The 16,163-nt window shown below is 38.9% G+C and carries 18 protein-coding genes; 16 read left to right on the top strand and 2 right to left on the bottom strand.

The window, feature by feature from the left end; all coding sequences use genetic code 11:
- Positions 1 to 2 precede the first annotated feature (2 nt).
- The 5 genes from ACLHK8_RS05655 to ACLHK8_RS05635 all read left to right on the top strand — a co-directional run bounded on the left by ACLHK8_RS05655 (position 3) and on the right by ACLHK8_RS05635 (position 4,751).
- On the top strand, positions 3 to 1,088 hold the full coding sequence (locus ACLHK8_RS05655) for a DUF871 domain-containing protein (RefSeq protein WP_057774980.1): 1,086 nt from the start codon (positions 3 to 5) through the stop codon (positions 1,086 to 1,088).
- A gap of 400 nt (positions 1,089 to 1,488) precedes the next feature.
- Positions 1,489 to 2,076 carry a hypothetical protein gene (locus ACLHK8_RS05650; RefSeq protein WP_057774977.1) on the top strand — a complete coding sequence of 196 codons (588 nt, stop codon included), beginning with the start codon at positions 1,489 to 1,491 and terminating at the stop codon, positions 2,074 to 2,076.
- On the top strand, positions 2,073 to 2,909 hold the full coding sequence (locus tag ACLHK8_RS05645) for a glycosyltransferase (protein WP_057774974.1): 837 nt from the start codon (positions 2,073 to 2,075) through the stop codon (positions 2,907 to 2,909). The genes ACLHK8_RS05650 and ACLHK8_RS05645 overlap by 4 nt, the downstream gene beginning before the upstream one ends.
- Complete coding sequence (locus ACLHK8_RS05640) at positions 2,906 to 3,892, top strand: glycosyltransferase family 8 protein (RefSeq protein WP_057774971.1); 987 nt, start codon at positions 2,906 to 2,908, stop codon at positions 3,890 to 3,892. Before ACLHK8_RS05645 ends, ACLHK8_RS05640 begins: the two co-directional genes overlap by 4 nt.
- Positions 3,879 to 4,751 carry a lysophospholipid acyltransferase family protein gene (locus ACLHK8_RS05635; RefSeq protein WP_063696599.1) on the top strand — a complete coding sequence of 291 codons (873 nt, stop codon included), beginning with the start codon at positions 3,879 to 3,881 and terminating at the stop codon, positions 4,749 to 4,751. The genes ACLHK8_RS05640 and ACLHK8_RS05635 overlap by 14 nt, the downstream gene beginning before the upstream one ends.
- Positions 4,752 to 4,801: 50 nt before the next feature.
- On the opposite strand, the gene ACLHK8_RS05630 is transcribed toward ACLHK8_RS05635, so the two are convergent.
- Positions 4,802 to 5,437 carry a TetR/AcrR family transcriptional regulator gene (locus ACLHK8_RS05630; RefSeq protein WP_406827444.1) on the bottom strand — a complete coding sequence of 212 codons (636 nt, stop codon included), beginning with the start codon at positions 5,435 to 5,437 and terminating at the stop codon, positions 4,802 to 4,804.
- 399 nt (positions 5,438 to 5,836) lie between these two features.
- Here ACLHK8_RS05630 and ACLHK8_RS05625 point away from each other — a divergent pair, with 399 nt between their 5' ends.
- The 6 genes from ACLHK8_RS05625 (at position 5,837) to ACLHK8_RS05600 (ending at position 9,411) form a co-directional block, all read left to right on the top strand.
- Positions 5,837 to 6,424, top strand: coding sequence for a hypothetical protein (locus tag ACLHK8_RS05625; protein ID WP_063696601.1), 588 nt, complete (start codon positions 5,837 to 5,839; stop codon positions 6,422 to 6,424).
- 30 nt (positions 6,425 to 6,454) lie between these two features.
- On the top strand, positions 6,455 to 7,141 hold the full coding sequence (locus ACLHK8_RS05620) for a hypothetical protein (RefSeq protein WP_063696603.1): 687 nt from the start codon (positions 6,455 to 6,457) through the stop codon (positions 7,139 to 7,141).
- Positions 7,142 to 7,377: 236 nt separating this feature from the next.
- On the top strand, positions 7,378 to 7,914 hold the full coding sequence (locus ACLHK8_RS05615) for a helix-turn-helix domain-containing protein (protein WP_063696809.1): 537 nt from the start codon (positions 7,378 to 7,380) through the stop codon (positions 7,912 to 7,914).
- Positions 7,863 to 8,792, top strand: coding sequence for an IS3 family transposase (locus ACLHK8_RS05610; RefSeq protein ID WP_320532114.1), 930 nt, complete (start codon positions 7,863 to 7,865; stop codon positions 8,790 to 8,792). Before ACLHK8_RS05615 ends, ACLHK8_RS05610 begins: the two co-directional genes overlap by 52 nt.
- 36 nt (positions 8,793 to 8,828) lie before the next feature.
- The gene (locus ACLHK8_RS05605; RefSeq protein ID WP_063696617.1) at positions 8,829 to 9,173 is read left to right on the top strand and encodes a CPBP family intramembrane glutamic endopeptidase; all 345 of its coding nucleotides are present in this window, start codon (positions 8,829 to 8,831) and stop codon (positions 9,171 to 9,173) included.
- 34 nt (positions 9,174 to 9,207) lie between these two features.
- Positions 9,208 to 9,411 (top strand): hypothetical protein, encoded by a 204-nt coding sequence (locus ACLHK8_RS05600; protein WP_057775205.1) that lies wholly within the window; start codon positions 9,208 to 9,210, stop codon positions 9,409 to 9,411.
- A gap of 77 nt (positions 9,412 to 9,488) precedes the next feature.
- On the opposite strand, the gene ACLHK8_RS05595 is transcribed toward ACLHK8_RS05600, so the two are convergent.
- Positions 9,489 to 10,667, bottom strand: coding sequence for a GNAT family N-acetyltransferase (locus ACLHK8_RS05595; protein ID WP_063696619.1), 1,179 nt, complete (start codon positions 10,665 to 10,667; stop codon positions 9,489 to 9,491).
- 603 nt (positions 10,668 to 11,270) lie between these two features.
- Here ACLHK8_RS05595 and ACLHK8_RS05590 point away from each other — a divergent pair.
- The 5 genes from ACLHK8_RS05590 (at position 11,271) to glmU (ending at position 16,103) form a co-directional block, all read left to right on the top strand.
- Positions 11,271 to 12,176, top strand: a complete 906-nt coding sequence (locus ACLHK8_RS05590; protein WP_063696621.1) for a metal ABC transporter solute-binding protein, Zn/Mn family — start codon at positions 11,271 to 11,273, stop codon at positions 12,174 to 12,176.
- On the top strand, positions 12,173 to 12,868 hold the full coding sequence (locus ACLHK8_RS05585) for a metal ABC transporter ATP-binding protein (RefSeq protein ID WP_063696623.1): 696 nt from the start codon (positions 12,173 to 12,175) through the stop codon (positions 12,866 to 12,868). The genes ACLHK8_RS05590 and ACLHK8_RS05585 overlap by 4 nt, the downstream gene beginning before the upstream one ends.
- The gene (locus ACLHK8_RS05580) at positions 12,861 to 13,652 is read left to right on the top strand and encodes a metal ABC transporter permease (protein ID WP_057775193.1); all 792 of its coding nucleotides are present in this window, start codon (positions 12,861 to 12,863) and stop codon (positions 13,650 to 13,652) included. Before ACLHK8_RS05585 ends, ACLHK8_RS05580 begins: the two co-directional genes overlap by 8 nt.
- Positions 13,653 to 13,849: 197 nt before the next feature.
- Positions 13,850 to 14,677, top strand: a complete 828-nt coding sequence (gene purR, locus ACLHK8_RS05575) for a pur operon repressor (protein ID WP_082623323.1) — start codon at positions 13,850 to 13,852, stop codon at positions 14,675 to 14,677.
- Between the two features lie 16 nt (positions 14,678 to 14,693).
- The gene (glmU, locus tag ACLHK8_RS05570; protein WP_057775191.1) at positions 14,694 to 16,103 is read left to right on the top strand and encodes a bifunctional UDP-N-acetylglucosamine diphosphorylase/glucosamine-1-phosphate N-acetyltransferase GlmU; all 1,410 of its coding nucleotides are present in this window, start codon (positions 14,694 to 14,696) and stop codon (positions 16,101 to 16,103) included.
- The last annotated feature ends 60 nt before the right edge of the window (positions 16,104 to 16,163 follow it).

Below are 16,163 nucleotides of genomic sequence, written 5' to 3'. Positions count from 1 at the left end.
TTTTGGCACGATTAGGAATTTCTTTATATCCAGAGCATTCAACATTTGAACAAGATAAAGCCTATTTAGATCTAGCACATAAGTATGGTTATACACGGGTATTTACATCGCTATTACAAATTAATGGTGATCAAGACGCCGTTGTAGCTAACTTCAAGAAAATTGTGCAGTATGCGAATTCACTAGATTTTAAAGTTATGGTGGATATGAATCCATCCTTATTTAAACAACTAGGAATCACGTATGATGATCTGTCTTTCTTTGATGATCTTGGTGCGTGGGGATTACGTTTGGATGAAGGATTTACTGGGATGGAAGAATCGCGGATGACCCGAAATCCATACGGAATTAAAATCGAAGTGAATATGAGTAACGGAACCCGTTATTTGGAAAATATTCTCAGTTTTGCGCCCGATAAACAAAATCTATTGGGCTGTCATAACTTTTATCCACAGGAATACACTGGACTTGGGGAAGACTTCTTTGTGAAGTGCTCGAAGTTATTCCGAGAAAACAACATCAATACAGCTGCTTTTGTGAGCTCAAACGCTGCTAAATTCGGTCCTTGGCCTGTACAAGATGGTTTGCCAACGATTGAAGATGACCGCCACCTGCCAATTGATACGCAAGTTCAACATTTATTGTTGACGGGCTTGATTGACGATGTCTTGATCGGGAATGCGTATGCTTCAGAGGATGAATTAAAAGCTGCTTCGGTTGCTTTCTTCGGTCAGTATCCAGTCTTGCATGCGGATTTTGTGGATGACCTAACGGAAAATGAAAAGTTGGTTGCTTTGGGCAAACCCCATTTGTATCGTGGCGATGCTTCTGACTATTTGCTGCGAGACACCATGCCGCGTGTTTGGTATAAAGATAAAGAAATTCCAGCTCATCATGAACAAGATGACTTTAAACGTGGTGACATTATTGTGGTCAATGATGTGTACAGCCGATACAAAGGTGAACTTCAAATTGCGTTAAAAGCATTTCCAAATGATGGCCGGCGGAACGTGGTTGGACATCTGACGGATGATGACTTATTCCTTTTGAATTACATCAAGCCATGGAGTACGTTTGAATTAAAATAATTAGCAAATGATGCGTAGAAATCTGAAAAGATTCTACGTATTTTTTTGTACACTTTTCTATTGTTAATAAACGCTTTAGGCCAAAGTTAGGAAAGACTAAATAAAAGTTAGGGTTGACTAAATAATGCATTTGCTTATAATCTAATTGGTAAGTTAATTGAGTGAACACTTAATTAATTTGAGGGAGGAGGACGTCATCACGAGAAAATCTCAGAAAGAAAAAATACCGGTTCAGTACTACAAATCTTTTACAGATGATTTAGTAACTACGCAGGATCAGGAGTATAAATTACCGGATGATTATGTGTGGGAGCATACAAATCCAGGCTACAGATTTCTCTCAAAATTGCTTTATATGATAGTATGGGTAGTGAGTTTTTGCTATTGTCGCTTATGTCACGTGACTTTTAAAAATCGGCGGGTGTTGAAGGCTTATCAAAATCAGGGTTATTTTCTGTATGGAAATCATACACAGCCAGTGGGAGATGTACTTACCCCAAGACACATTAGTCCGTTTAAAAGTATGTATACCTTAGCTAGTCCGGCTAATTTAGGACTGCCGATTCTGGGACCCATGCTTACAATGGGTGGGGCAATCATTGTGCCTGACTCTTGGCGGAAATTACGTGAGTTTGATCGTATTGTTAAGAAGCGCATTGACCAAAAACATGGTATTATGATCTATCCGGAGGCGCATGTGTGGCCGTACTATACAAAAATTCGCCCGTTTCCAGATAGTGCCTTTCATTATCCAGTTCAGCAGCAGGCACCGTCATTTTGCGTGACGACGACTTACCAAAAACGAAAATTTGGTTCAAAACCACGCCGGACGGTCTATATCGATGGCCCATTTCTACCCAAGGCGGATTTGAACAAAAAGGCGCAGCAGGAGCAACTACACCAAGAAATTTACAACTGCATGGTTAAACGCAGTAGATCCAGTACGTACGAATATATTAAGTATCAAAAAAAGGGGGAGGAAGCATGAATATCTTGTATTGTGGCAATGAAAAGATGGCAGATGGTTTGTTGATCTCAATTCTTTCGTTACTAAGAAATACCAAGCAAACACTGAATATTTATATTATGACTGCATTTATTCAAACAAACGAAAAAAATTATTATCCACTCAGTGAAGCAACGGTAAATTTCTTAGATAGCGAAGTCAAACAAGCTAATCCAGCTAATTCAGTCACCAGACTCGATCTTACCGAACTATTTGAACAACAAGCACCAACCGCCAACATGGAAACAGTCTTTACACCTTACTGTATGTTGCGCTTATTTGCCGATTTATGTCCTAGTTTACCCGATAAGATTTTATACTTAGATACTGACGTGATTTGTCGAAAAGATTTTAAAGCATTTTATGATCAGGATCTTACTGAACATGAAGTTGTTGGGGTGGCAGATTATTATGGCAAGTGGGTTTTTAAACACAAAAAAGGCCACTTTAGTTATATGAATTCAGGAGTTTTGTTGATGAACCTTGCGTTAATCAAGCAAACTCAGTTATTACGCAGATGTCGTGATTTGTGTCGAACAAAGAAAATGTTCATGCCTGATCAAACGGCAATTAATAAATTAGCAGTCACTAAAAAAATTGTGCCCCGCCGCTACAATGAGCAACGACGTCTCCACAGAAATACAGTTTTCCAGCATTTCACTACGAGTTTCCGGTTATTTCCTTGGATCCATACTTTGACCGTTAAACCATGGGATGTTGAGGCGGTTCATGACAAACTAAAATTATACGAATACGATGATGTTTTAAGTGAGTACCAAGACTTGAAACCACAAATGGAGGCACTCAAATCATGAAAACAACTCAAGAACGACTTCCACTCTTTTTCTCTGTGGATGACCATTACGTACCATTTTTATTGGTTGCCTTAAAATCTATGATTGCCAACGCTAAGTTAGCATACAAATATGAAATTATTATTTTGCACGAAGGTATTAAAGAAGAAAATCAGAACCAAATTTCAGACTTAGCTAATGATCAATTTGATATTAAGTTTGTGTCAATGAAGGGTCAATTAGCAAGAGTAATGACAGGTAAAGAAGCAAAATTACGTGGAGACTATTTCACGTTTACAATTTTCTTCCGCCTCTTTATTGCTGATATGTTTGCCGAATATGATAAAGCCGTTTATCTTGATGCTGATATCATTGTCCCTGGGGATATTGGTGAACTTTACCAAACTGATATCGGGGATAACTTGGTTGCGGCAACCTCAGACTTCTTTATTGGTGGCAATCCATTTTTAGCCGACTACAGTAAAAATTCTGTTGGCGTTCCTGCTGCCGACTATGTTAATTCTGGTGTTTTGATTATGAATTTGAAACAATTCCGGGCGCAAGAATTTTCTAATGAATTTTTGTACTTATATAACAAATACCATTTTGAAACCATTGCCCCAGATCAGGACTATTTAAATGCGATTGGCCAGGGACGAATTTATCATTTAGGTGATGAATGGAATGCACAAGCAGGTTATCCAGAACGGGTAGTAGAGAATCCTAAACTAGTCCACTACAATTTATTTAATAAGCCATGGAGTTATGCGAATGTGGCCTATGGAGACTACTTCTGGAAATATGCGAAACAAATTCCTGGCAGTTATGATGCAGCCAAGGCAATGCAAGCAGCATATACACCAGAACAAATTCAGGCTGATAAAGATAACTATAAAGGCTTAGTTGAAAATACCCAAAAGATTATCAGGTCAGGAAAAACTTTCAAAGAGCTTTATAAGCAAGATCACAAACCAAATCGGGGAGTGAATTATGCGAACGACTAATCTAGTTCCTGGCAAACGAGAACCAGTGATTGCGAATATTCAAAAGGCTGTGGCTAAAAATCAGTTTAATGCCAAAGTCGAAGTTAGTGACGCAAAATTATCAAGTGGGCAAGAACAAGTAATCTTGTCAAACTACTTGAAACACTATAATCATTTTGGATACAAGTTTAATCATATTTTTGCTAATGAACTGTCTAGTATGGCCATTTCGCTGGTTTCTAAACAAACTAAAGTCGTGGGGATTGAAAATATGAAGAATATTTCAGGTGGTGGAGTTGTCACGAGTAATCATTTTAATCCGATGGAAAATTTAGCGGTTCGTAAAGCGATGCGCCAAGCTGGAAAAGGACAGATTTTTATGGTTAGTCAATTGGCCAACCTAAAGATGCCGGGAATTCTTGGTTTTATTATGACGTATTCTGATACAATTCCAATTGATGACAGTACGGATTATATGGGTCACCAGTTTCCAGAACAATTACGAGAAATTCTAGCTCAGAATCGCTTGATTTTAATTTATCCAGAACAAGAAATGTGGTTTAATTACCGAAAGCCACGGCCACCAAAGCGCGGTGCTTATTACTATGCGGCCCAGTTTAACGTGCCAATTATTTCGTGTTTTGTGGAGATTAAGGATTTAGATAAAGCGGAGTCAGATTCTTTTAAAGAAGTTTCTTTTGTGTGCCACGTGTTAAAACCGATTTATCCAGATCCCAGCAAAAGTGTGCGCGAAAATAGTTTGATGATGATGCATTTAGACTATGAACAAAAGTGCAACGCATACGAAAAGGCCTACGGAAAACCCCTAACCTATGAGTTTGAATCAAGTGATATTGCGGGATGGATACCACATAAATAATTTAAAAACGCCTCTGAATTTAATTCAGAGACGTTTTTTGAATTTTACATTTAATAGCTCAGGGCTTTGACTAAAGCAGTGATCGCATGATCAGTACTCGTTTTGGTGAGTTGTTGATCAAAGTATAAGTAGCCAAGAATTGCGCCACCGGTGATTGACCACATGGTTTTGAGAATCTCAATGTTGGACCAATCCACGATCAAATGGTTAGCTTTTAAGGAATCAAGTTGTTGGTTGATCCGATGCCAATAAGCACCAGTGAATTCAGTAGTAAGTTGCGCACGAACTTCTTGATCATATAGCATTTCGGAAACGAAAATTTTAATTACTTTTGAGTTTTGTTTTAAAAAAGCGAAGCGATCCTGAACTAATGCGGTAATGAAGGCATTCAAGGATGGATAAACTTTTGTCAGCTGGGTTTTTACAAAGGTATCCATGCTGGCTGGAAAGAAGCTTTGCATCACTGGTGTCACAATGGCGTGCAGTAAGCCACGTTTGTTCACAAATTTATTAAAAATATTGCCTTCAGCGACGCCAGCCTTTTCTGCAATCTCTTTGGTACTCGTGTTGGCATAGCCTTTCTCTGCAAAGACGTCGATGGCAGCAGCTAAGATCTTAATTTGTTTATCCGTCATGTTGTCAAAAGCATGAGCGTCTTCAAAAAGTTTTCGTTCAGAATTAGTCACGGTATGGGCCCCTTTAGAATTGTTCGTAAATTTTACCTCGTGTAAGCGAGTGCTTAAGTTACCACTCAAAGTCGAGTATACGGTGTTGGGTTAATTTGTCAATGGTTAGAAGAAAGATAAGGTAACGTTTGGTAACAAACTGCTGATTTTGAAATTGCTTGAAGCATTAGTGAACAAAAGTAAGTAATGATATTAAATGCATGTGCTAAATAAAAATGACGGTGAAAATTAGTTTGGAAAAATTATGAATATGAATCCTACCACAATAGTGTTGTGATGGGATTTTTTATTTTAAAAATTAATTTTACTTTCTATTGTTAATTTGGATAAAGGGTGCTATGATATCAGTGTAATATCAAGTAAGCGATTTCAAAAAATAAATTATGGGGAGATCTTATTATGTATATGATTTCAGCATCAGCATTTAAAATGGTTAATAGTTTTTCAACTGATAAAGTGAAGGCCGTGACAGAGTCCTTCACCTCAATGAGAATTCTGGTTGGTGGGCGAGAGTATCCTACGTTTCCAAAGAAAGCAAATAGTGAAATGGTCAAAATTGGGAGAAGCTTTCTCGGCTTACCGGCAGCAGCGACCGTTGAGTTTACCCAAGATGAAATGAAAATTCACAATGAAAAAGATCAGGTTGTTAAAAACGAAAAAATTAGGGATTTCCAAAATGTGCAATTTGGCGTGATTCGAAAAATGGGATTTGCTGCACGAGTTCCATTCCTTACTAGTGCAATGGCCATCGCAATCAAGATGCAAGACCGGAGTTATTATATTTTGAACTCTGATTTTACACCGTTTAAAGAATTAGTCGCCTTATATAAGGCCCAATCGGTTAATGTTGAAGATCCCTTTAACATTGCGTCGTTACCAAGTAATGAAAAACGAGATGAGTATTTTAACAAAAATTATGAGGAACTCTGCAAAGGCACGAACTATCCCGTGTCGTATGGCTCAAACTATGGTGTGAAAGGTTTTTAATCGAGATTTGATTTTTGGGGGGAGTGACTTATGACTAATAATTTATCAGTAAAATACGTACGGGTGTTAAAACAATGGTACCTCTGGCAATTGGTGGTCGCGGTTGTAGCATTCTGTTTGACCTTTTTCTGGGAACCATTTGGACCGACGCGATTGGTTGAAGTGGTTTTGGGATTGGCAACAGTGATTTTGGGCATTGGCATTCCTTTCGAGAAGCCTTTAAGAACTGATCAAAAGTTGCGAAGCGGACTTAGAAAATGTAATTATTATTTTCAGTCAATCATTCAATTATTGTTATTACCACTCGGATTAGCAGCGATTGTTTTGATCTTTCATAAGGTGTTGCTTCTTAATTATCCGTTTCTGGCGATTTTAGCTTTGCTGTATTTATTAATTATGTATCTACCTGTTGCGTACTATGTGCTTGTAAATATTCAGTCTTATATTGGTCGAATTATTTTGGTCACGATCATCATTTTTGAAGCGTTGGGGTCTGGATCCGTGCTTGCATTAATGTACACCCGGGAACATGAAATTGGTTCTGTTTTACAGACGATTGATATGAGCGGGGTGGTAAATGCGTTTGCTTTTATAATTACAGTCGGATTTTTGATGTATTTATGGGGCTTTAAGCTACCGGGATTTCGAATTTCGCGAAATGTAAATTGGTTAATTCTGAGTTTCGTCCTTGTGTTGTTGTTAGCAATTGTGGTTTGAAACGCCTTTGGTTCTGGAGACAAACTTTCGAATATGTTTACGAGTTTTGATTTTACACTGGGACATTTTAGTTTGAAAGTAATTTTGAGTGCACTTGAGACTGTTTCTGAAGAATGGGCCTTTCGGTTTGCTGTATTATTTCTAAGCTTAAAAGCGTTTAGCAAACGAAAAAATCAGCTAGTTTGAAGTGAACCCCCAAGATTGGACAGATAAAATCTAATCTTGGGGGTTCTTTTATGGTTAAATTTAATTTTGATTTCAAAGTGAAAGTAGTAACTGGATATTTGGGTGGTCTGACCGTTAATTCATTAGCACATAAATACAGGATTGGTAGTAGTGCCACAGTTTTAAATTGGATTCAAAGATATGAGAAATTTGGCCTTAACGGTCTTAAACGCAAAGCAATGGATTTAGAATATGCTAGCCAGTTCAAAGTCAATGTATTAAACTGGAGAAAACAAAATCAGGCCTCGCTTCCAGTAACTGCCTTACATTTTAACTTATCCTCGCCGAGTACTATTTGGCAATGGGAAAGCCGGTTTAAAGCATTAGGAATTGTGGGTCTAGAGCGAAAGCGAGGCAACGCCAAGAACATGGTGAAACACAAGAATAAAAGCCGCAAACCCATTGTCCAAAAGGACAATTATACAGCCAAAGAGGATTTAAAACAGCTTCAAAAAGAAAATGAAATGTTAAAGATTGAGAACACCTACCTAAAAAAATTAGAGGCCTTAACTCGGAAAAAATCAGTACAAAAGAAATCTCAGAAATAGCCATCGAGTTAAGGCAACTATTCCAAACTTCTATCAAGCTGATTCTTAAAGTAATCCAAATTCCACGCAGCACTTATTACTACACTCAGAGTCATAAGAGACGTAAATTTGATGATGACCAGATTATTCAAGCAATAGACGAGATTCGCCAAAAAGATCCAAAATACACCAAAAAATACGGTTACCGAAGACTTACAACTGCATTACATGATTTAGGATTTAAAGTTAATCATAAACGCGTTTTACGAATTATGCAGGAACACGGGTGGTTGTGTCATGCCTTTAATCGACAAACCAAAAAATATAATTCATATAAAGGTTTAGTGGGTAAAATTGCCACTAATCGCTTAAAGCGACGCTTCAAAACCGATAGACCTTATCAAAAGCTCGTCGCAGACGTTAGTGAATTCAGATATGGAAGCATGGGAATGAACGAACGAGTTTACCTCGAACCAGTTCTTGATTTGTTTTCTGGAGAAATTCTAGCATTCAATATTAGTGAACATCCAACAGTTAAATTCGCAATTAAACCGCTTAAAGAGGCTTTAGAAAAGCTACCAAAACTAAATTACCGGACAACAGTCCATACTGACCAAGGCTTTCAGTATCAACATCGACACTGGCAGCAGGTTTTAAAGCAACATCACGCTTATCAAAGCATGTCACGTAAAGCAACTTGTCTTGATAATGCGGCGATGGAGTCATTCTTTCACATTATGAAAGCTGAAATGATGGATGAACATTTTGAAGATAAAGCTAGCTTAATCCAAGCAATGACCGAATGGATAGGTTTTTATAATAATCGTCGAATTAAAACAAAATTGAACGGCAAGTCCCCGGTAAAATACCGAGAACTCGCCGTTCAGAGAGCAGCATAAATATTTGTCCAATTTTATGGGTTCACTTCAGTTTGGGTGATTGTCATTAATGGTGTTTTATTTGGATTGTGGCATTCCTCTAATTTACTTGCGGGCCAAGCCATAAATGCTACCTTGAATCAAATGGTATTTGCTGTGGGAATGGGGATGCTGTTTGCGGCTGTTTATCTATACACACAGAGCATTGCAGTAACCATGGTTGTCCATTTTCTTTTGGATGTCTTTTCCTTTTCATATGCGAATGGGAACTTCTTAATGGCTAGCCCGGATGACATTGGCTGGGTAGAAACCTGGATTTTGTTGATTGTTGTTGTGGCAGTGGCACTATTCTTAGTCACCGGTAAACGAAAACTAGCAATTCAAAAATCGTTAGTTTATTGAAACGCTTAACGAGTAACCTGGGGGGAATCTAAATATGTTAACTTTGAAACTGATCGGAATTGCCGTGATCTTACTAGCTTGTTGGCAGTTCTACGCCGTTAGAAAATCGTTTTTAAATTTGAAAAATAATGCTAATCAAGGAACGTCAGTATTTATTGGGTTTGCGCTTTGGTCAGGTTTGTTTTTCGGGATTATTTTGTTAGTCGTTGGCTTAGGAGCACTCTTTTCGTGGTTTTAAATGCATAGTAAAATACCTTTCCAATTTAGTTGGAAAAGTATTTTTAGTTTCGGAAACTATTTAATTGATTGCAGAGATTAGAAATAGTCCGCCAAAATCGGTTTTTGTTGAATGAATAAATTGTCTAGTTTAGCTAATTTTTCGGCATCAGCTGCGATCTGCCCAAATGCACGTTGAGCGGCTAATGAACGATAGCCAAAAACGGCTTTTGTGAATTGTTGAATTGTGAAGGTTGGGACAGCCTCTTTTAACTCTGAGTCATATTCAATCCCCGTTTTTCCAGTGGTTACCGAAATTGTCCAAGTGCCCTGATTTTGTTCCAGTGTTTCATCCAAAATATTAAAACTAACTGGCTTGAAGTCAGTTTGTGCAAAGGGATATTTGGCAAGAAATGCCTGCAGGTTCACAATCCGACCCATCATGTATGGCTGCGTCGTTACCTTTAGGGCGTAAGGATCAGCCAATAAATCACCCTGGTAATTAGGATTAGCATTTTCAAACGTGTAACTTTGATAGCCAGCGCCGTGTTTGAATACAAAACTTAAAAGGGATTGATAACTAGCTGGGGTGAGATGGACAAATTCTTGAACATGAAATTCATCGGCAGTTCTTGTGTAAATGAGATATCCAGTCACGGTTTGTTGATCGTCCTCAAAATAGGCAACTTGCCATTCGGGATGCTTTTCAGTTAAGTAGTGCCACCACCAATCAGCCCGAATTAATCCGCCATTTTGACTGAGGGGAGAACTAAGGTAGGCTTCTTGAATCAACGGAATGGCTTTGGCTAAACTAGTTCGGCGGACATGGCCGGTTTTGCTTGGCCGCACCCGAGGGAGTTTGTCGCCATCAATTTGATAAAGTTGGTGATCAAAAAGTTGTTCATAGCCGAATTTACGATAATAGGCAAACGAGAAGGGTGCCAAATAAGACAACACAACGTCATTTTCATACATATCGCTAAGCGCCGTTTTCATGAGCGTACCAGCCGCCCCTTTACCCGAGTATTCAGGAACGCTCATGACGTCGGTGATGCCGTTCATCAGAAAGGCTTGGCCATGAAAGTTTACTTTATATGGCATGCTGAAGAGGCCACTGACTAGATCGTGGTTTTCATAAATGCCATAAGGGATGCCATGATCGAAGCGAGTGGACCAAAATTGTTTGCGAAAGTCGCTGTCTGATTTATTAAATGCATAGAGATATAAATCATAAAGCGCAGATTTTGCAGATTGATCGAGCACAAAACGTGATTTCATAGGAACCTCCGTGGTTAGTTGATACCCTAATTCTAGCATAATTAGCAGTGGTATAGACAGATTTAAAATTTAAAATTATGAGTTAAGTTTTAGTAGGAAAGCGTTCAAATTAGATTTAATGATCTATTTGAGTTTCGCTACAACGTTGGTGCTGGGGCCGTGTGGGGTCGCTTACGAGCTAACTTCTGTCCAGAAGTGGATCTCTCCAGTCTCCCATGTCTCTAGGCGATAAATCGCCAAGTGACATCGACACACTCTTGCACCAACGTCTCCGCTACACCTGTCTTATCTAATTTATGAAATAACTTTTCTTACTAAAAATTTACATTAAAGATTAAAAATAGAATTAATCGATTGTAATGGACGTTTATAAATAGGCGAAGTAGAGGTGTTGGCGTGAGAGGCCGGAAAGATTCACTTTTTGCGAGTAGCAAAAGTTAGCTTGGAGGCGAGCCCACACGTCCCTAGCAAACACCAGAACGGAGCTATCCATTTCGTGACAATATTTACGTTGTTCGCTGGGCTTGCTACAAACGGTCTTCTTTTGCTATAATATAATTCGTTGCTAAATAGTAATGATTACTTTTTAAAAGCGAGGAAGATATGCGAAAAAGAAAGTGGCTTTATGGCGCCTTGGTACTTATGGGCGTGCTAATGATCGTGCTTAATGGTTGTGGTCGCAAAACACAAACTTCTAATAAATTACATATTGTAGCTTCCTTAAATTTCTATGGTGAAACTGCGAAGGCCGTTGCGGGAAAGTATGGCACGGTGACCTCTATTATTAAAAGTCCCAATGTAGATCCGCATGATTTTGAGCCAACTACAAACTCAGCTAAAGCAGTCGCAAAGGCAGATGTTGTGGTGTATAACGGCTTGGGTTATGACAGTTGGATGCAAAGACTGATCAGCTCTGACTCTGAGGGGAACGTTAAAGCTTTAAATGTGGGTAAGTCCGTGATGAATAAACAAACGGGTGATAATCCGCATTTGTGGTATAACGATCAAACAATGGCAAAGCTGGCGAATCGATTAGCTAAGATCTATGCAAAAAAAGATCCCAAACATCGCAAACAGTTTGAAGCGAACGCTAAAAATTACGTGGCTTCATTGAAAGTTATCCAAAAGAAAGTAGCAGCTCTCAAGCAAAACCGACAAAAATCATTGGTTGATGTGAGTGAACCAGTCTTTAACTATGCGCTTACCAAAATGGGATATAAGATCAATAATTCACATTTTGCTTTAGCTGTGGAGAATGGCTCGGATCCCTCGGCTCAAGATATTCGCCAAATGCAAAAGGATATTAAACAACATAAAATTGCGTTTTTTGTTAATAATCCGCAGGCTTCAGATGCGATTGTAAAGAATATGGTGACGCTGGCTAAGAAGCATAATGTTCCCGTTTTGAATGTGACAGAAACACAGCCATCCAATAAAACTTATATAGAGTGGATGACAGATCAATATCAGCAAGTGGCAGAAATTCAAAAGAAAGAAAGATTGCAATGAGTGAGTCCGTATTAAATATCAAAAATTTAACCGTATCATTTCCGGATCACTTAGTTTTAAATGATCTTTCGGTTGAATTAAATAAAGGTGATTTTTTGAGTGTGGTTGGCCAAAATGGTGTGGGAAAGACGACGTTGGTGCGGGTCATTTTGCATCAGTTAACGCCACAAAAGGGGAGTGTCACATATACGCCTACTTTTAAACACATGAAGATTGGTTATGTCCCTCAGTTTCGGAATATCGATGAAGAGTATCCTTTGTCTATTCGTGATTTTATAGGTTTGAACTTGCACGACAGTCATTTACCTTGGCTGTCGAAAAACGAGCGGCAAAAATTGAATCGCATTATTAAAGATACTAACTTAGAATCGATTCAAAACACTCCACTTGGGGAAGCCTCTGGTGGAGAAAAACAAAAAGCTTATCTAGCACAAGCTCTTATTAACGATCCCGATCTTTTGATCTTGGATGAATCAACCGCTAGTTTAGATAGCGTTCGTAAATTTGAATTGTTGGATTTGGTTCAGGATTTTAATGTGCATCAGAATGTGTCGGTGCTGTTTATTACCCATGATATTGAATTGGCCCAAAAATACGCCAATCAATATTTACTTATGCGCCACGGCAGCTATCAGAGTGGTCCCATTGGTCAATTCAAAGAAACTGATTTAGAGGAGGCTGAACATGCTTAGTTTTGCATTTATGCGCCATGCTTATATGGCGGGGACGATCATTGCGATTATTAGCGGTATTATCGGGGTCTACGTCATTGGCCGTAACATGTCGTTTCTGAGTCACATGCTTTCTGAGATTGGTTTTTCTGGGGCCTCGTTTGGAATTTTTATGAGTTGGCCACCGTTAAACGGAATGTTAATTTTTACGATCATTAGTTCTGTTTTAATTGGACAAATGAGTTCGAAATCGTCACGCCGAGAATCTTCTATTAGCGCGATTTCCAGTTTGTTTTTAGGATCAGGAATTCTATTTCTCTCCTTGGCAAATAAAAATGCGAGTGATGCTACCAGCATTTTGTTTGGGAGTATGATTGGCATTAGCTCATCTGAAGTGAAACAGATTATGTGGCTATCGTTGGCGGTACTGATCGTTATTTTTCTGGTTTATCGAGACCTTAAATTTGATTCGTTTGATCATGTGGGGGCGGCCGTTAAGGGCGTGAACACGCAAGCCATTTCCATTATCTTCTTGGTGATTTTGGCCTTGAGTGTGAGTGTGGCCGCTCAGATTGTCGGTTCATTAATGATTTTTGTTTTGCTAACCTTGCCAGCTTCGAGCGCTAAGTACTTTACGCGAACCGTTAGTGGCATGATGATATTTGCGATTGGAGCTGCTTTAATCGGCGTATGGCTTGGCTTGTACTTAGGCTATGTCACCAATTTACCGGTTAGTTTCTTTATTGCCATTATCGAATGCGCGATTTATTTTACTGCGTTGGGCTGGAACCGAATTAAAAGCTAAGTAAAAAACTACCGATTATAAATAGCTATCATAAATCCGCTGCTTGCAACGGATTTTTTATTTTATAAGTAAAACTAGCATTATCCATCTAAAAATTTAAAAAATGACGGGAAAACTTTCTGTTTTTTCTCCAAAACACGAACATTTATGCTATGATCAAGAGTAAAGAGTTTTTAAATTAGAATGGAGTGTTAACGGTGAGTATCCGAAGAAGTGATCGATTAATCGATATGACAAGATATTTTTTAGAACGACCACATACGTTAGTAACGTTAAGCTTTTTTGCCGAACGTTACGCGTCTGCAAAATCCTCAATTAGCGAGGATATGGCCATCATTAAGCGAACGTTCGCGGATCGCGGTACCGGACGATTAGAAACGATTCCAGGAGCAGCCGGTGGAGCTTTATTTATTCCAACCATCAAAAAAGGTGAAGCTAGTGAAATTATTGAGGATTTGATTCAACAGCTTTCGACAGCGGATCGAATTTTACCCGGTGGCTATTTGTATATGTCTGATTTATTGAGTGATCCGATCGTTCTTAAAAAAGTGGGTCGCTTGATTGCTAGTGAATATGCAGATGAAAAAGTTGATGCAATTATGACCGTTGAAACGAAAGGCATTCCGATTGCTCAGAGTGTAGCCAATTATTTAGGAGTGCCGTTTATTATTGTGCGTCATGATTCAAAGATCACAGAAGGTTCCACGATCAGCGTGAACTATGTGTCTGGATCTTCTGCGCAAATTAAAAAAATGGAGCTTTCTAAACGCAGTTTGAAGGCCGGCACTCGAGTACTCGTGGTCGATGACTACATGAAAGGCGGCGGCACCTTAAAAGGGATGCAGGCGCTGATTACTGAGTTTGAAGCTGAACTAATTGGCACGACTGTTTTTGCAGAAGGTAGTTTTACGGGACAACGGATGATTGATAATGTAACATCATTATTGAACGTAGATGCTAGCAACGATGAAATTCAAATTCAACCTGGTAATTATTTAACCAAGGTTTTTAATCAGTCTAATTAAATAAGGAGAATTTACAATGAGTGGAAAGTATACGGTTATCTTGGCAGCTGGTCAAGGAACACGGATGAAATCTAAATTATACAAAGTTTTACATCAAATTTGTGGAAAATCAATGGTCGATCATGTTTTGACGCAAGTTGAAAAAACCAACATGGATAAAGTTGTGACGGTTGTGGGCCATGGCGCTGAACAAGTTGAAGAAGAACTTGGCAAACGGACTGAATATGCTTATCAAGAGTCACAATTGGGAACTGGTCACGCTGTCTTACAAACTGAATCTATTTTAGGAGATCAGGATGGTATGACAATGGTTGTGAGTGGCGATACCCCCCTTTTTCGGGCAAGCACTTTTGAAGACTTGTTTGAATATCACAAAGAAAAAGGTGCAGCAGCCACAATTTTGACGGCGGATGCCGATGATCCATTCTCTTACGGCCGGATTGTTCGTAATAATGTTGGCGTTGTGTCTAAGATTGTTGAAGAAAAGGATGCCACTCGTGAAGAGGCAGCTATTCATGAAATTAATACAGGTGTTTACTGTTTTGACAACAAAAAGTTATTCGCCGCGTTACATAAAGTAAGAAATGATAATGCCCAAGGTGAATACTACTTGCCAGACGTGATTGAAATCATGAAGTCTGAGGGTGAAATCGTTGCTGCGTACGAAATGAAGGATTTCTCAGAGTCAATGGGTGTCAACGATCGAAAAGCGCTTGCCCATGCTACAAAGATTATGCAAGAACGGATTAATGAACAACACATGGTTGACGGTGTTACTTTGATTGATCCTGATAACACGTATATTGATGTTGATGTCAAAATTGGTTCTGACACAATCGTTGAGCCTGGGGTATCGATTTCTGGTAAAACTGAAATTGGTTCTGATTGTGTGATCGGAGCTAATTCTAAAATTGTATCATCTAAAATCGGGGATCGCGTGCATGTGACTTCTTCTACAATTGAAGAATCAATTATGCATGACGATAGTGATATTGGTCCTAACAGCCATTTACGGCCCGAAGCTGAAATTGGTGAGTTTGTGCATATCGGTAATTTCTGTGAAATTAAAAAAGCTAAGTTGGGTGCGAGAACCAAAGTTGGCCATTTAACTTATGTGGGAAATGCTGAATTAGGAACTGATATCAATGTCGGCTGTGGGGTGGTCTTTGTGAACTACGATGGGATTAACAAACACACCTCAATCATTGGCAATCACGCGTTTATTGGTAGTAATTCAAATATTATTGCGCCAGTTAAGATGGCAGATTATTCATACGTTGCAGCGGGGTCAACCATTACCGATGATTTGGCGAAATATGATATGGGAATTGCCCGTGAACGGCAAACTACCAAACCAGGATACTTTAAGAAGCTTCCAGTGTATGAAGCAGCCAAAAAAGAAGAGGCAGAACGCCAAAAAGACTAGATTTGGACTTGCTTTTGGCCCTGTAAATGACTTATGATATAGAGTGGTAATCGAACAGAT

Source organism: Pediococcus sp. M21F004, assembly GCF_051122535.1.
Lineage (GTDB): Bacteria > Bacillota > Bacilli > Lactobacillales > Lactobacillaceae > Pediococcus > Pediococcus inopinatus.
Note: the sequence above shows the minus strand (reverse complement) of the source record. Positions and strands in the feature narration are given on the sequence as shown.

Coding starts and splice junctions, on each gene's coding strand:
- ACLHK8_RS05595 (WP_063696619.1), bottom strand. CDS start 10,667: ATGAAATCACGTTTTGTGCTCGATCAATCTGCAAAATCTGCGCTTTAT.
- ACLHK8_RS05640 (WP_057774971.1), top strand. CDS start 2,906: ATGAAAACAACTCAAGAACGACTTCCACTCTTTTTCTCTGTGGATGAC.
- ACLHK8_RS05585 (WP_063696623.1), top strand. CDS start 12,173: ATGAGTGAGTCCGTATTAAATATCAAAAATTTAACCGTATCATTTCCG.
- ACLHK8_RS05625 (WP_063696601.1), top strand. CDS start 5,837: ATGTATATGATTTCAGCATCAGCATTTAAAATGGTTAATAGTTTTTCA.
- ACLHK8_RS05645 (WP_057774974.1), top strand. CDS start 2,073: ATGAATATCTTGTATTGTGGCAATGAAAAGATGGCAGATGGTTTGTTG.
- ACLHK8_RS05620 (WP_063696603.1), top strand. CDS start 6,455: ATGACTAATAATTTATCAGTAAAATACGTACGGGTGTTAAAACAATGG.
- ACLHK8_RS05580 (WP_057775193.1), top strand. CDS start 12,861: ATGCTTAGTTTTGCATTTATGCGCCATGCTTATATGGCGGGGACGATC.
- ACLHK8_RS05600 (WP_057775205.1), top strand. CDS start 9,208: ATGTTAACTTTGAAACTGATCGGAATTGCCGTGATCTTACTAGCTTGT.
- ACLHK8_RS05590 (WP_063696621.1), top strand. CDS start 11,271: ATGCGAAAAAGAAAGTGGCTTTATGGCGCCTTGGTACTTATGGGCGTG.
- ACLHK8_RS05635 (WP_063696599.1), top strand. CDS start 3,879: ATGCGAACGACTAATCTAGTTCCTGGCAAACGAGAACCAGTGATTGCG.
- ACLHK8_RS05615 (WP_063696809.1), top strand. CDS start 7,378: ATGGTTAAATTTAATTTTGATTTCAAAGTGAAAGTAGTAACTGGATAT.
- glmU (WP_057775191.1), top strand. CDS start 14,694: ATGAGTGGAAAGTATACGGTTATCTTGGCAGCTGGTCAAGGAACACGG.